Genomic DNA, 12,863 nt, shown 5'->3' with positions numbered 1-12,863 from the left:
CACCGGCCGGGCCCGTGCCGCTATCCGTGCCAGGCGAGGAGACACCGATGAGTGAATGCGAGCGCTGCGGAGTGACCGTCAGCGACCTGCCGATCGAAGAACTCGGCCTCAGCACCGAGGAAGCCGCGGAAGCGATGTTCGACGAGCACGACGGCCAGACCCTGTGCCAGGGCTGCCTCGGGGGAGGTGACCGATGACTGACCGAGACGTGGTCGAGCAGGCGACATGGGCCATGTGGCGCGCTGACGGCGAGCCCACTGGTGTCGACAAGCGCGGTCCGTACCGGCGGCTCGCCCGCGCGCTTGACGAAGCTGGCCTGCTCGACACACCGCCCGAGCCGGACCACCCGGCGCAAGACCAGCTGTGCTACTGCGTCGGCGACAACCCGCAACCCAACTTCGGGCCGCACTACCACCCCGGTGGCGAGGTGCACGGCGAAACCAGCAAGACCGTGACCGAGCGGCTCACCCGGCTCGCTATCGCGCAGCATGAGAACAAGCTGCTCGGCGACACGCTCATGCGCATCGCCCGCACGGTTGGGGTCGACACGGGCCAGATCAACCACACCGTGGCGTGGACGCACGTCGCGCACCTCGTGCAGGCCCAGCGCGACGAGCTCGACGCGCTGCGGCAGCGTTTCCAGGATCTGCAGGAGGAGCACCGCCGGGCGTGTGAATCATGGGACCGCACGCGCATCCGCCTCGAGGAGGGGGGCGGTGGTGCTCCGTGACTGCGATGCACACCGACCGGTCTCCTGTGCTGGTTGCGCTGCAGCGTGCGGACGCGCGGATGCAGCGGGACGGTCAGGATCCGACGCCGCGGGATGTGATCGAGGCGTTCGCGCAGGCGGCGCAGGCGCAGATGGCGACGCCTCGCCCGGCGGCTGGCGAGGCGTCGCTGGGCGAGGGGGAGGAGTCGCGCGCCGAGCTGGAGCGGCTACGCCGGGCGTACGACGAGCTCGAGGACCAGCTCGTGCGAGTGACCCAGGACCGCGATCAGGTGCGGACGCGTAATGCGACTCTGCGCCGCGCGGCCGACCGGGCTGCGTCGTGGTGGGACGCCGCCAAGGACCTCAATCGCCTGTGGCACGCCGAGGAGGCGCTGCGCGAGGAGGCGGTCGCTCGGCTCGAGGCGGATCGCGACGAGCGGCAGGAACGCATTGTTGCGCTCGCTACGCAGGTAAGCGAACTAACCGCCGAGCAGGACGAGCTGCGGGACGAGAATGCCGCGCTGGCCGACGAGCTGGCGCAGGTGCGCCGGGAGCTGGAGGCCGCGACCGCCGACACCGCCCGGCATCGGCACTTCTACCCGTGGCCGGATCCGTCGCGGCCGCCGGAGCCGTGCGACTGCGGCGCCACATACCCGCGGGACCGCGTCCGCCGCGACGACCCGCGACCCGAGCCGGAGGAAATGTGGGACCGCATCCGTGACGAGCTGGCGGGCTGGGCATGACTGGCAGGGAGGGAGCGAGCGAATGGTGGGGCGAACTGCTCCACACCGTGGACCGGCCGCCGACTCGGTGCCCGGCGTGCGGCCGGTCGGAGCGGATGTGGGTGTACGAAGTCGTGGCGGTGTGGGAGTGCGGCGCCGCGCGCCGGCTGCCGCCGATGCCGAGACCCGCAACGATCCGCGCTGCCAGCGCCGGTCGCTCAGACCGATGAATTCCTGTTTCCCGTCGGGAGACTCGTCCCGCTCCACCCCGAGGAGGTGACCGAGTGGCATTCGTCCCCGCGAAGGTAGGTGAGTGGTTGCGCGGCCTCGCCGAGGATGAGCAGACGGCGACGATCGCGGCGCACCTGGCCGCGTGCCGTGACCGTGGCGCCGCACCGTCCACGCTCGGATCGAAATACCTGCTCCTCACGCGCGTGCAGCGCCAGGTCGGCGACCGGCTGGAGGACGTCGCCGAGCGCGAGCTGCGCCGGTGGTGGCGCGGCCTCGTCGGCCGGGCCCCGTCGACGCGGCGCGGCTACCTCAGTCATCTGAGGACGTTCTACGACTGGTCGCTGCGCGAGGATCTGCGCGAGGACGATCCGACACGGCGGCTCGACGCGCCCCGCGTCCGGGCGAACTTGCCTCGGCCGGCGCCCGAAGCGGCCGTGCGGCGGATGCTGACCGAGCTCGACGGCACCGACGAGTGGCTACCGGTCGCCCTGGCGGTCTTCGCCGGGCTGCGGGTGCATGAGATCGCCCGTGTCGAGCCGCAGCACGTCGAGCGTGACGACGAGGGATACGTGCTGCGCATGCGCGGCAAGGGGAGCAGCGAGTGGCGCGTGCCGATCCCGCCCGAGCTAGCCCGCCGGCTGCGCGCGCTGCCGCCTGACGCGCCGGCCGTGCGCGGTCGCTACGGCCGAGGATACACCGTGGACGGGCTCTCCCACGCCATCAGCCGGATCATGCGCGAGCACGACGTGCCCGGCAGCGCTCACTCCCTGCGCCATCTCTACGGCACCCGCGTGCACCGCCAGACCCGTGACCTGCTCGCGACCCAGCGACTCATGCGGCACGCGAGCCCATCCACCACGTCGGGCTACGCCGCCATGGACGTCACCGCCCTACGCGATGCCACCGAGGCCGTCTGGCACGACCTCGGTACCGACCAGGAAGGACCACGCGATGCCGGAGATTGATCTGACCAGCGACGTACCCGTCGAGTGGGACTGCGGCGCGTGCGGCGCACACCACGTCGTCGAGCCAGCAAACCTACGCCGGCTCCTGCGTCGCTGGCGATTCCAGTGCGCGTTCTGCGGCCGGCGACGCTGGCGCCGCGAGCTGTCGGGCGTCGGCCTCGACAGTCACGGCCAGCTGCTCTGCGCGTGCACGACCTGCCGACCACCCACGGCGGACTAGCGCCGCCCCGAGTCGTGGTGTGCGGCGTCAACGCCACCTGCCGGAGGCTGGGTCCCGGCCGAGACCGGTGGCGAAGGACGGCCATGAACGGAACCCACCCCGCGAGCTGTACCTGCGCCGCACACCACCCCCACACCACGAGGAGCGAGATATGACCACACCGGAGAGAGACACGTGGGCGCCGTGGCGCGACAAGTGCAGCTCGTGCGGCAGGCCGATCGTGTGGGCCGTGACCACGCGCGGCGCGTCGATGCCGGTCGACCCGACCCCGAGCGAGCGCGGCAACGTGCTGATCGCTGACCGCGGCCGCGAGCTCATCGCCGGCGTACTCAATGCGCCTCAGGCGGCCGGCGCCCGCGCCCAGGGTCGCGCTCTGCATACGGCCCACTTCGCCGTTTGCCCCGACGCTGACCGACACCGTAGGAGGAGGCGATGACCGGTCCCGAGCACTACCGCCTCGCCGAGGAGATGCTCGTCATGTCCGACATGGACGTCTGGGCGGGCCGTGTCCACGAGCTGCTCGCGGCTGCGCAGGTGCACGCCACCCTCGCTGCGGCCGCCGCGACGGTCGATGCCCGCGGGGTCGTCGCCTCGGTCGACGAGTGGCGCGCCGTCATCGATTGACCACCACCCAGCAGCCGAGGAGGACCCATGACTGACACCTGGCGGAACAAGGCGCTGTGCCGGCAGTACGACCCGGAGATATTCTTTCCGTTTACCGGCGACGCCGAGCTGCCCAAGCGCGTGTGCGGTTCCTGCCCTGTGCGAGAGCGATGCCTGCGCTACGCGCTCGACACTGGCCAGCGCTACGGCGTGTGGGGCGGACTCACCGAGGACGAGCGACGCCAGTTGCCGCACCCGTCCCGGCCGGACCCCGCTGTCTCCGACACCTTCGAGGCGCACATCGCAGAGCTCATGGACCGCGGCATCACCCCGGGCGAGTCGGCCGCCTACCTCATGCGCCCCGAGCCAGAAGTGCGCAGGATTCGCGATCGCATCCAGAAGCGCCGCTCACGCGCCCGTAGCGAGGGGGTCGGTTGACAACGCACGACCAGGAACACGTCGAACCGCCCCGGCCAGCCGGCCGATTCGAGTGGGAGCGGGTCATGCGCCGCGTCGTGCTGCCCGTGCGCGTGAAGTTTCTCGCCCTCATCCTCGCCACCTATGCCGATCCCGATGGGTCACGAGTGCGACCCGGGCTCGACGTGCTGGCGTCGGTCTCTGGCCAATCCGAGCGCAGCGTGAAGCGCTCTCTGGCCGAGCTGCGCGGGCTCGGGCTCCTCACCGTCGCCCGGCGCGGCGGCGGCCGTGGCGGGCAAGGCCGCACCACCGAGCATCAGCTGACGATCCCCGTCGATCTCCTCGACCGCGTCACCGTTCTCGACCCTGACGAGCGTCCACAATCACAGGCCACTCAGGTGGCCTCCCGATCGAGTTCGTCCACACCGGACGAGCCTGTGGATAACTCCAATCCGGAGGCCACTCAGATGGCCCCTGAATCGGAGGCGGGTGACGCGATTGAGAGGCCACACAGCGACCACCCCGAGGCGATTGGGAGGCCAAAATCAACGATCGGGAGGCCACCTGGGTGGCCTACTACCACCCACATAGACCACCCACCTACCAAGACCATGCGTGTAGAGACCTCCCAAGGTGAGTCGCTTCCGCGCGCGCGAGCACCCGACCACGATCCACAATCCCTGCCCCAAACCGCCTGACTGGAGATCCCACGATGCTCATACTGCTTCTCATCACCGCCCTCGTCGGTTACATCGCCTGGTGTGAACGCCGCGACCTCGGCCTCGGTGTGATCGACCGGGGAGCCACTGACCCCGGCCTGCGCAGCGCGGAGCGGTCCGATGACGTGGGTTAAGCGACAGCCTGCACCGCAGCCACACGAGTGCCCCGTACCGACCCGCAAAGTTCATTCCAGCTTTGCGGCAGACTTCTTCGTCCACGACGGGCAGGTCGGTGACCTGTGGCGCTGCGACGACTGCGGGCGCCTGTGGCATTTCCACCTGTGCATGCTCGCTGACCACGAGGTCAGCAGCCGCTGGATGCCGGCTCACTGGTGGACCCGTGTGCGCTGGCGCCACCATCCCAGGGCCGGATCAGGAGGAACCGACGGCTGACCTCATCGACGTGGTGTGCCGACGTTCCCGCACATCCACACCGAACTCTGCCCCAAACCGGAGAAACCGAGGAGCTCGTGATGCATTCACCACTCACCGTCGCGTTCGAAGTGGTACGACCGTGGCCCCGGCGCGATCGTAGCTTTGACGCCAAGCCCGGCGAGGCGCGCTGGCAGGCCCGCTACAGTCACGCCACATGGCGCCGTCCGTGGCGTGGATGGCGGAGATTCTGGACGATCGCCGGCCGCGGCTACTACTGGCCGAACGTGTCCCACCAGTGGCATCGGTCACGCGGACGCTGGTGGCAAGGCGAGACAGGGCTCTACCACCGCGAATGCTCCTCACTCGTGATGTTGCAGCGCCAGCGCCAGTCCGATGAGGAGCTGATCCGCGGTCTCGTCGCCGAGATCCGATTCCGTGCGGACGAGAGCGAGCACGCAACCGTCGACCGCCTGACCGGGCCGGAGAACCTGGCGTGGGAGTTCCTGCTGCGCTACCGGCTGCAGCGCCTACTCGGCTACGCACGTGACGACGACTTTCAGCTGGTCAAGGGTGACCCGCCGTGACTCGCCGGCGCCGCTACAGCGACGGGCCCGGGCTGTGGCGGTGGACACCCACCGGGATCGAGCCGGAAACCAACCGCCCCAACCCGCGCCGCCGGCCATGCCCCACCTGCGGCGCCGGCGTGGGGCATCCCTGCAGCCGCCCCAGCCGACGAGGCGGCCGCCGGCCCATCGCCGGCTACCACGACGCACGCTACGACCAGGAGAGGAGCGATCAGTGAAGCGCAGGCCGCGAATCACCAAGGGCGATAGCGGATGGGTGATCGAGTTACCTCGGTACGGGTTCACCGCCCGCGAGCCGCTCGGGCCGTACGAGTCGCACACCGAGGCCATGCGACACCTGCGCAACCGTGAGGGCCCGGGCGGCTCACCCCAGGTGGCGCTGGCGGCGACGCCGGAGCCACCGGGCTACACCTACGGCGAGCGCCGCATGTGGCCACCGATCATCCGCTGAGGAGACGCCATGCTCGGACCAATCTCGTGGCAGCTCGACGCCACCGACCTGCCCGGTATCGAACGCAGCGCTTGGTGGCCCCACCAGCCGCTGCCGCACCACAGTCGGCTACCGCCGTCGTACGCCTATAACGCCGTGGTGTGGTCCTCGATCCCGATGGACGCGCCCGGTCACCCAACGCCCACCGACACCCCTGTCAGGAGCGCCGCATGAGTGAGCTGCACGACCTGCATGACGACGTACGCCAGACCGTGCGCGACCTCGCCGACACCGTGCACCGCGCCGCCGACCGCGACGATGGCGGCGTCACGATCCACCCCGAACCGTCCCTGCTCGCCCAGCTGCGCGAGGCCGTCGAGACCGGATCGGAGAACGGTAAGGCTGGTGGCCGTAGCTCCACAAGATCGCCGGCCGACCTGGCCGCGCTCGCCTTGCTGCAGCAGGCTGAGCGCGATGCCGCAGCGATGCACGTTCAGGCGCTCGCGCAGGACACCGTCACGCCCGAGGAGCGCATCCGCGCTGTCGCCGGCATCGTCGGTCGCTGGACCGATCCGCGCGCTGTCGCGACGATGCTGGAGCAGCTGCGCGCCCTCAAGCGAGCGATCCGCGGGTTACTCGATCCGCAGCGGCACATCACCGTCGCCGCAGCCTGCCCGGAGTGCGGCACCCGTATGGTGTGGCGGCACCAGGACGGTGAGAACGTCCAGACACCGGCCCTGTCGATGGAGCACGACCGAGGGTGCGTGTGCCTGCACTGCGGCGAGACATGGTCGACACCGCAGCATCTCGAATCGCTGCGGCGGACGATCGAGTACGCCGAGCGCCGCGACCCGCCCGCACGCGTGCGCAGCGGCGCCGAAGGCGCTGCCGGTCCTGTAGAGAGCGTCGATGTGTCGCCGGACGAGGAGTGATCAGTCTGAGCTGTAGTCGTAGCCTGCTGACTGCAGCGCGCCGTGGACGTTGCGGCGCGTCATGCCGGTCGCGCGGGCGAGCTGGTCGCCGGTAGCGCCGGCGAGCTTGGCGTCGACCATTGCGCTGTTGCGTTCCGCCCTCAGCTGCCTGACACGCTCCTCGAGCTCGGCAAGCTCGGCGGCGAGCGCACGCACGCGGTCCACCTCGCGTGGCTCCGGTAGGGGCTTGCGCGGCATCCTGGACACCTCGTATCCTGGCTATACGGATTCTTTCCTCGTCCCGGCGTGCTGTGCTAGAGCCGCCGGGACTATTTCTTGGATCCCCAGAGAGGGAAGGCCAGGGCGGCGGCTGGCTGCCGCCGCCCTGCTCCGGATCACCCGATGATCGAGCCTAGCGACCAGGCGTCGAGCCGGCCCCGGACTCCGCGCACGCTACAAGCGAAGTCGTAGCGGACGTCGTTCCGGTTGTGCACCCCCCGCCAGTTGTACCGGTCGGCGACTGTGGTCGCCCTGTTGCGGATCGTCTCCGCTTCCCACCGGGCGAACTCGTCGCCGTCCTGGATGTGAGCCTGAACGGTGATGAGCTTGCCGGAGACTGCGACCACGAGGACCACAGTGCTCGGCAACCGGCCCTCGTGCTGGTCGAGCTTGAGATCGCTCAAGATTCGACCGGCCACTTGGTAAAGGTCCTCACCAGCGCTTTCGTGGTAGCGAACCCCGTAGAACCGGTCATCGGTGAACTTGTCGTTCATTCCGGATCCTTCCTCTCTGTAGTTAGGCCCCCGGAGGGTGGTGCTAGCACCCGGTTTCCCGGGGGCCGCCCCGCCTTTCGGGACACTTCTATTATGCGTCGTAGCGACTCACTAACGCAAGTAGATAGTGTGTCGTCTACATCACACATTTGGTTGGGTGTCCGCTAAGGATCGTGCTTTGCCTTCGGCAAGCTCGCGCGCTCGATCGGCGCGCGCGGCGTAGGCGCGCACATAGTGGACTCGGTGGCCGTGTACAGCGGCTTCGAGGTTCGCGGCCTGTTCGTCGACGTAGACGTTCTCGGCGGGCATGTCACTGGTATCGAGGACGATGCGTGACGCTCCCGCCAGCCGCGCGGGCTCCTCGACTGCGTACCGATCATCGGTCACGGTGGCGCGGCACTCCCATACGTGCGCCACATGGCCCGTGTCCGACGGTGCATGCCGCACAGGGGAGACGTGGTGACCAGCGCCCAGCTCGTGAGCGGCATTCTCTGCGGTGGCCCGGTCACTGTAGGCGGCCAGCAGTTCGGGCGCCTCGCCGAGCGTGCGCACGATGACAAACAGATCAGAGCTCATGCGGTGATCCTCGCATGCTATGACGCTAGCCTGGGGCGCACACAGTGGCACTGGAGGTCGATGATGGATGAGCTGGCCGAGTTCCTGCGCACGCAGATCGACGAGGATGAGCGCGTCGCGCGAGCCGCTCGCCCGGACTACTTCACCCCGGAGGTGTTGGGGCAATTCTCCGCGCTCGGCGACGCACGACACGTGATGCGGCACGATCGTGCCCGTGTGTTGCGCGACATCGAGGGCAGACGTGCAGTCCTGCGCGAGTACGAGCGTGCCGCCGAGTCGTTCCGGCGCTACCCGGACCAGGAGCATGCGCAGCTGCTGTGGGGGTTGACGGTCGCTGCCCGCGCGGTCGCCTACAGCTATGCCGGCCAGCCGGGCTACCGGGAGGAGTGGCGGCCCCACGCGGTCGAAGGGGCAAGCGGAGATCGATAGGGTAGATGCGACAAACACGACATAGAGGAGGTCCTCGTGCGTCGCGCACTCATCACCGCATCCGCCCTCGCAGCGCTCGCCGTCGCCGGCTGCAGTAGCGACGAACCCGCCGACACCGACTCCACGGGCGACACCAACCCTGCCCCTGCCACATCCGAGGCGCCGGAACCCTGGACCGAGGAGCAGATCGCCACGCATCTCGACCTCACGCCCACCGAGACCGAGGGCAGCTACACCTACGGCGACGCATGCCAGATTCCGGTCATCATGACCACGCCGCAGGAGGTCGAGCTCTATGCCGAGGCTGGCGACACTGTCGCTACCACGCCTGACGGCACGGCCGGGGTTAAGATCGTCGGCGACTGCGAGCCTGACGTGAGCGCGCAGCTGGAGGACATCACACGGTGAGTCCGTGACCGGATCACGGTCGGCGTGACCGACGAGGGGCACCCGTGACACGCGGACAGTGACCCAGGTGGACAACCGTGATCAGGATCGTGCACACTGAGGGTGCTCAAGCGAAGTGTGTCCACTACCAGGAATCGCACACGCACCCGCTCGTCAGCCCCCGCGCCATCCGGCCGGGGGCTGACGCATGGAGAGACCACCCGCCATGCCGTATCCATCCACTCCCGATACAGACCAGCTCAGACTGGCGGCGCCGCTGGGCTGCGAGTCCGGTACCGCACCCTGGTCGGACGGGCGCCGGTAGCCATGCCGAGTCGCGCCGCGCGTCGCTGCACCACCTCCGGCTGTTCGCGCCAGGCCAGCTCCGGCAAGACGAAGTGCCCCCAGCATTCGCAACGCACCCCCCGGGCTAGTTCAGCGACCCGGGGGTATGGACGCGACCACCGGGACCGATTCCGCGCCGGAGTGCTGGCCCGCGATCCCACGTGCGTGCTGTGTGGCAAGCGTGCCTCGGTGGTGGCCGATCACTATCCACGGTCACGGGACGAACTGGTCGCCGCCGGCGAGGACGCGAACGACCCAGCGCATGGGCGTGGCCTGTGTCGGCGCTGTGACGCGCGGCAGACAGCAGCGCGTCAGCCTGGCGGCTGGCACCACCCACCCTGCCGGTGACCGTGGCCGCAGGGGAGGGGCGTCGTAATCCCTGGCAGCGGGGCGCCGAGACCGGCGGGGGGGAGGCCGCTGTTGTGTCCACAGGTATTGGATACCGCCGTACCAGCAGTCAGCGCGGAACCACGAGGCAATTACGGAGGGTGATCATGCCGTATCGGGCTCGTCGTCGGTGTCTGCAGCCGGGCTGCTCGGTGTCGGTGACGACCACCGACTACTGCGAGGACCACGGGCAGACCGAGGTGCACGTGGTGTTCGGCCCTCCGTGCTCGGGCAAGTCCACGTTCGTCGACGAGCGGCGCCGGCCGGGCGATCTCGTCGTGGACTGGGATCGGCTGATGATGGCGCTGGCCGGGCAGGCGAGCCGGCACCACGACCCGGTGTTGGCCCCTTATGTCGCTGCGGCTCGGGATGCGGTGATCAGTCGACTCGGGCAGCGGCGCGGTGGCCGTGAGCCGCGGTCGGCCTGGATCGTGGCCACGTGGCCGCTCAACCACGGTATGGTCTGGACCGATCACGTGATGGACACGTCGATGGACGAGTGCTTGCGGCGGCTGTACGCCGATCCGGACGGCCGCGATGTCGCCGAGGTCGAGTCGGTGATCCGCTCCTGGTTCACCCGGCACCAGTCGCTGGCGGTGCATGGTGGGTAGGCGCGGGCCGGGCAAGAAGCCGACGAACCTGGCGTACCTGCACGGCGATCACAAGAAGAACCCTCAGCGGGTCAACGCGCAGGAGCCGGCGCCGTCGCAGCAGGACATCACGCCGCCGTCGTGGCTGTCGCGGCCGGCGCGCACCGTGTGGCAGACCTACGCGCCGGATCTGATCGCCAAGAACGTGCTCACCGCCTGGGACGTCGAGATGTTCGCGACGTTCTGCGACGCGGCCGCGCGCCGGCGCCGCGCCGCGCGCCGGCTCGAACGGCAGGGCGAGGTCATCGAGCTTCCGGTGTTCAACAAGAACGGCGAGCAGACCGGGGTGCGATTGGGCAAGAACCCGTGGCTGCTGGTGCTGCGCGAGGCCGACGCGCAGGTGCAGCGCTACGGCGCGCGGTTCGGGCTGACGCCGAGCGACCGCGCTGACCTCACCATCGGGGAGCCCGACCGTGACCCGGACGCCGACCTCCTCACCGGTTGACCACGACGCACGGTGGCGCCCCGACGACAGCACCGGCCGCACGTGCCGCTACACGTTCCGGGACAACACCTGCACCAAGCGCGGGGCGCACTATTGCGAGCCGCGCGCCGACCGGGTGGTGGCGTTCTTCTCCCGGATGCTGGTGCACACCAAGGGGCCGCTCAAGCGCACGCCGTTCGAGCCGCTGCCGTGGCAGGAGCACGAGATCCTGCGTCCGCTGTTCGGCGAGGTGCAGTGGTCGCACGAGTGGGAGTGCTACGCACGCCGCTACCGGGTCGCCTACATCGTCGTCGGCAGAAAGAACGGCAAGTCCGAGCTGGCTGCGGGGATCCAGCTGTACATGCTGGTCGGCGACGACGAGGAGGCCGCCGAGGTGTACTGCGCGGCCAAGGACACCAAGCAGGCCGGCAAGGTGTTCGAGCCGGCGCTGCGGATGGTGCAGCTGTCGCCGCGGCTGTCCAAGCGGCTGCGGCACATCAAGCAGTCCCGTCGGCTGGTCGACGAGCAGACCGGGTCGCACTACGAGATCCTCACCGCCGACGCCCAGGGCGAGCTCGGGCACAACCCGCACGCGTTCAACCTGGACGAGGTGCTGGCGCAGCCGGACGGTTCGCTGTGGGGCGCGATGACCAGCGCCGCCGGCGCCCGGCTGCAGGAGCTGTGCTATGCGACCACGACCGAGACCAACGACAGCGCGTCGTTCGGCGCCGAGCTGATCAACGAGGCCGAGCGGGTGCAGGAGGACCCGTCGCGGGCGCCGCACACGTTCACGTTCGTGCGCAAGCTGCCGTCCAATGCGGATCAGCTCGAGCGGCTGCACCGCATCTTCGACGGCCACCCGGACCTGCCGGTCTCGACGGATCCGTTCGACGAGCGGAACTGGCGCTGGCCCAACCCCGCGCTGGATGCGTTCAAGAGCCGCGAGGCGATGCGCCGGCAGGCCAGCGACGGCCAGCTCGACCGCACCAAGGAAAACGAGTTCCGCCAGTACCAGGTCAACCAGCGGGTGCAGCAGGTGACCCGGTGGATCCCGATGGACCTGTGGGATGACAACAGCGGCGAGCCCGCGACCCGCCCGGGCTGGGTGGCCGACCAGCTGTCGGGACACAAGTGCTGGGCAGGGTTGGACCTGTCCAGCAAGCTGGACCTGACCGCGTGGTGTCTGCTGTTCGACAGCGGCTCGGTGCTGTGGCGGTTCTGGTGCCCCGAGTCGGTGGTGCCGCTGCTGGACGAGCACACCGGTGACCGGTTCGGCCAGTGGTGCGAGCAGGGATGGGTGACCGTCACCGAGGGCGACACGATCGACTACGACCGCATCTACGACGACATCGAGGCCGACCACGAGCGGTTCATCATCGTCGACGCCACCTACGACAAGTGGTCCGGTGAGCCGGTGCGGCAGGAGATCGTCAAGCGCACCGGTCTGGAGATGTACGAGTCGTCGACGACCTACGAGCGCATGACCCCGCCGATGAAGGAGTTCATGCGCCGGCTCAAGGCGCGCGAGTACGCCCACCACGGCAACCCGGTCGCCCGGTGGATGGCCGACAACCTCGAGGCGAAGTCGCCGACCGACGATCCCGAGCGGCTGCGGCCGGTCAAACCGAATCGCGACCGGGTCGGGGTGCGCATCGACGGAATGCCGGCGATCTTCTTCGCCCAGGACGGACAGATGCGCGGCGAGCCCGCGCCGAGCGTGTACGAGGAACGGGGGCTGATGAGCCTGTGACAGCGAGGAGCGTGGGATGAGCCGCCGCACCAGCGCAGCCGAACCCGCCGGATGGGGCGGGCTGCGCGCCGCGCTCGACGGCTGGGACGTGCTGATCGTGCTCTCGGCGCTGATGACGTTCGCCGGGCTGGCGTTGACGTTCAGTGTCGGAATCGCGCTGGTGGTGATGGGTGTGCTCGGCATGCTCGCCGGCGTGGCCGGCGCCCGCGGCGCCGAACTGGCCAGCGTGATGCCGTCCGGCCGGAGGGGCGACTGA

Annotated in this window: 21 protein-coding genes; 18 read left to right on the top strand and 3 right to left on the bottom strand. The window is 69.4% G+C overall.

All coding sequences use genetic code 11. The features are described from left to right. Positions 1–47 precede the first annotated feature (47 nt). From H0B56_RS12240 to H0B56_RS12190, 12 genes are all read left to right on the top strand, one after another. Positions 48–197 carry a hypothetical protein gene (locus tag H0B56_RS12240; protein WP_180893150.1) on the top strand — a complete coding sequence of 50 codons (150 nt, stop codon included), beginning with the start codon at positions 48–50 and terminating at the stop codon, positions 195–197. Further along, a complete protein-coding gene (locus H0B56_RS12235) occupies positions 194–730 on the top strand; it encodes a hypothetical protein (protein WP_180893149.1) in 537 nt (178 codons plus the stop codon). The genes H0B56_RS12240 and H0B56_RS12235 overlap by 4 nt, the downstream gene beginning before the upstream one ends. Beyond that, positions 727–1,452: a hypothetical protein gene (locus H0B56_RS12230; protein ID WP_180893148.1), complete on the top strand. Its 726-nt coding sequence runs from the start codon at positions 727–729 to the stop codon at positions 1,450–1,452. The genes H0B56_RS12235 and H0B56_RS12230 overlap by 4 nt, the downstream gene beginning before the upstream one ends. Positions 1,453–1,715: 263 nt before the next feature. Next, entirely contained in the window at positions 1,716–2,627 is a 912-nt protein-coding gene (locus H0B56_RS23475) for a tyrosine-type recombinase/integrase (RefSeq protein ID WP_180893147.1), read from the top strand. Between the two features lie 652 nt (positions 2,628–3,279). Next, entirely contained in the window at positions 3,280–3,471 is a 192-nt protein-coding gene (locus H0B56_RS12220) for a hypothetical protein (protein ID WP_180893146.1), read from the top strand. Between the two features lie 27 nt (positions 3,472–3,498). Then, the gene (locus H0B56_RS23630; RefSeq protein WP_180893145.1) at positions 3,499–3,888 is read left to right on the top strand and encodes a WhiB family transcriptional regulator; all 390 of its coding nucleotides are present in this window, start codon (positions 3,499–3,501) and stop codon (positions 3,886–3,888) included. A gap of 65 nt (positions 3,889–3,953) precedes the next feature. After that, positions 3,954–4,565: a helix-turn-helix domain-containing protein gene (locus tag H0B56_RS12210; protein WP_180893144.1), complete on the top strand. Its 612-nt coding sequence runs from the start codon at positions 3,954–3,956 to the stop codon at positions 4,563–4,565. A gap of 14 nt (positions 4,566–4,579) precedes the next feature. Beyond that, entirely contained in the window at positions 4,580–4,720 is a 141-nt protein-coding gene (locus H0B56_RS12205) for a hypothetical protein (RefSeq protein ID WP_180893143.1), read from the top strand. A gap of 339 nt (positions 4,721–5,059) precedes the next feature. After that, positions 5,060–5,545 (top strand): hypothetical protein, encoded by a 486-nt coding sequence (locus tag H0B56_RS12200; protein ID WP_180893142.1) that lies wholly within the window; start codon positions 5,060–5,062, stop codon positions 5,543–5,545. Next, entirely contained in the window at positions 5,542–5,763 is a 222-nt protein-coding gene (locus tag H0B56_RS23625) for a zinc finger domain-containing protein (RefSeq protein WP_425484527.1), read from the top strand. Before H0B56_RS12200 ends, H0B56_RS23625 begins: the two co-directional genes overlap by 4 nt. Further along, positions 5,760–5,996 (top strand): hypothetical protein, encoded by a 237-nt coding sequence (locus H0B56_RS12195; RefSeq protein WP_180893141.1) that lies wholly within the window; start codon positions 5,760–5,762, stop codon positions 5,994–5,996. The genes H0B56_RS23625 and H0B56_RS12195 overlap by 4 nt, the downstream gene beginning before the upstream one ends. A gap of 209 nt (positions 5,997–6,205) precedes the next feature. Next, positions 6,206–6,907, top strand: a complete 702-nt coding sequence (locus tag H0B56_RS12190) for a DUF7341 domain-containing protein (protein WP_180893140.1) — start codon at positions 6,206–6,208, stop codon at positions 6,905–6,907. Here the strand turns inward: H0B56_RS12190 and H0B56_RS12185 are convergent, their stop codons facing one another. The 3 genes from H0B56_RS12185 to H0B56_RS12175 all read right to left on the bottom strand — a co-directional run bounded on the left by H0B56_RS12185 (position 6,908) and on the right by H0B56_RS12175 (position 8,235). Beyond that, entirely contained in the window at positions 6,908–7,144 is a 237-nt protein-coding gene (locus tag H0B56_RS12185; protein ID WP_180893139.1) for a hypothetical protein, read from the bottom strand. A 137-nt stretch (positions 7,145–7,281) separates the two neighbouring features. Next, positions 7,282–7,659 (bottom strand): hypothetical protein, encoded by a 378-nt coding sequence (locus tag H0B56_RS12180; protein WP_180893138.1) that lies wholly within the window; start codon positions 7,657–7,659, stop codon positions 7,282–7,284. 141 nt (positions 7,660–7,800) lie between these two features. After that, on the bottom strand, positions 7,801–8,235 hold the full coding sequence (locus H0B56_RS12175) for a hypothetical protein (protein WP_180893137.1): 435 nt from the start codon (positions 8,233–8,235) through the stop codon (positions 7,801–7,803). Positions 8,236–8,295: 60 nt separating this feature from the next. Here H0B56_RS12175 and H0B56_RS12170 point away from each other — a divergent pair, with 60 nt between their 5' ends. From H0B56_RS12170 to H0B56_RS12145, 6 genes are all read left to right on the top strand, one after another. After that, a complete protein-coding gene (locus H0B56_RS12170) occupies positions 8,296–8,664 on the top strand; it encodes a DUF6221 family protein (RefSeq protein ID WP_180893136.1) in 369 nt (122 codons plus the stop codon). Positions 8,665–8,700: 36 nt separating this feature from the next. Further along, complete coding sequence (locus tag H0B56_RS12165; protein WP_180893135.1) at positions 8,701–9,072, top strand: hypothetical protein; 372 nt, start codon at positions 8,701–8,703, stop codon at positions 9,070–9,072. An 869-nt stretch (positions 9,073–9,941) separates the two neighbouring features. After that, a complete protein-coding gene (locus H0B56_RS12160; protein ID WP_180893134.1) occupies positions 9,942–10,394 on the top strand; it encodes an ATP-binding protein in 453 nt (150 codons plus the stop codon). Continuing rightward, a complete protein-coding gene (locus H0B56_RS12155; protein ID WP_180893133.1) occupies positions 10,384–10,878 on the top strand; it encodes a phage terminase small subunit P27 family in 495 nt (164 codons plus the stop codon). Before H0B56_RS12160 ends, H0B56_RS12155 begins: the two co-directional genes overlap by 11 nt. Next, positions 10,847–12,607 carry a terminase TerL endonuclease subunit gene (locus tag H0B56_RS12150; protein ID WP_180893132.1) on the top strand — a complete coding sequence of 587 codons (1,761 nt, stop codon included), beginning with the start codon at positions 10,847–10,849 and terminating at the stop codon, positions 12,605–12,607. The genes H0B56_RS12155 and H0B56_RS12150 overlap by 32 nt, the downstream gene beginning before the upstream one ends. Positions 12,608–12,623: 16 nt before the next feature. Beyond that, positions 12,624–12,863 (top strand): hypothetical protein, encoded by a 240-nt coding sequence (locus H0B56_RS12145; RefSeq protein ID WP_180893131.1) that lies wholly within the window; start codon positions 12,624–12,626, stop codon positions 12,861–12,863.

Origin of the sequence: Haloechinothrix aidingensis (assembly GCF_013450155.1) — a bacterium.
Taxonomy (GTDB): Bacteria; Actinomycetota; Actinomycetes; order Mycobacteriales; family Pseudonocardiaceae; genus Haloechinothrix; species Haloechinothrix aidingensis.
Note: the sequence above shows the minus strand (reverse complement) of the source record. Positions and strands in the feature narration are given on the sequence as shown.

What these genes read in the sequence shown, in the direction of transcription:
- H0B56_RS12240 (WP_180893150.1), top strand. Translation starts at nt 48, where the DNA reads ATGAGTGAATGCGAGCGCTGCGGAGTGACCGTCAGCGACCTGCCGATC.
- H0B56_RS12235 (WP_180893149.1), top strand. Translation starts at nt 194, where the DNA reads ATGACTGACCGAGACGTGGTCGAGCAGGCGACATGGGCCATGTGGCGC.
- H0B56_RS12220 (WP_180893146.1), top strand. Translation starts at nt 3,280, where the DNA reads ATGACCGGTCCCGAGCACTACCGCCTCGCCGAGGAGATGCTCGTCATG.
- H0B56_RS23630 (WP_180893145.1), top strand. Translation starts at nt 3,499, where the DNA reads ATGACTGACACCTGGCGGAACAAGGCGCTGTGCCGGCAGTACGACCCG.
- H0B56_RS12210 (WP_180893144.1), top strand. Translation starts at nt 3,954, where the DNA reads ATGCGCCGCGTCGTGCTGCCCGTGCGCGTGAAGTTTCTCGCCCTCATC.
- H0B56_RS12205 (WP_180893143.1), top strand. Translation starts at nt 4,580, where the DNA reads ATGCTCATACTGCTTCTCATCACCGCCCTCGTCGGTTACATCGCCTGG.
- H0B56_RS12200 (WP_180893142.1), top strand. Translation starts at nt 5,060, where the DNA reads ATGCATTCACCACTCACCGTCGCGTTCGAAGTGGTACGACCGTGGCCC.
- H0B56_RS12190 (WP_180893140.1), top strand. Translation starts at nt 6,206, where the DNA reads ATGAGTGAGCTGCACGACCTGCATGACGACGTACGCCAGACCGTGCGC.
- H0B56_RS12185 (WP_180893139.1), bottom strand. Translation starts at nt 7,144, where the DNA reads ATGCCGCGCAAGCCCCTACCGGAGCCACGCGAGGTGGACCGCGTGCGT.
- H0B56_RS12180 (WP_180893138.1), bottom strand. Translation starts at nt 7,659, where the DNA reads ATGAACGACAAGTTCACCGATGACCGGTTCTACGGGGTTCGCTACCAC.
- H0B56_RS12175 (WP_180893137.1), bottom strand. Translation starts at nt 8,235, where the DNA reads ATGAGCTCTGATCTGTTTGTCATCGTGCGCACGCTCGGCGAGGCGCCC.
- H0B56_RS12170 (WP_180893136.1), top strand. Translation starts at nt 8,296, where the DNA reads ATGATGGATGAGCTGGCCGAGTTCCTGCGCACGCAGATCGACGAGGAT.
- H0B56_RS12155 (WP_180893133.1), top strand. Translation starts at nt 10,384, where the DNA reads ATGGTGGGTAGGCGCGGGCCGGGCAAGAAGCCGACGAACCTGGCGTAC.
- H0B56_RS12145 (WP_180893131.1), top strand. Translation starts at nt 12,624, where the DNA reads ATGAGCCGCCGCACCAGCGCAGCCGAACCCGCCGGATGGGGCGGGCTG.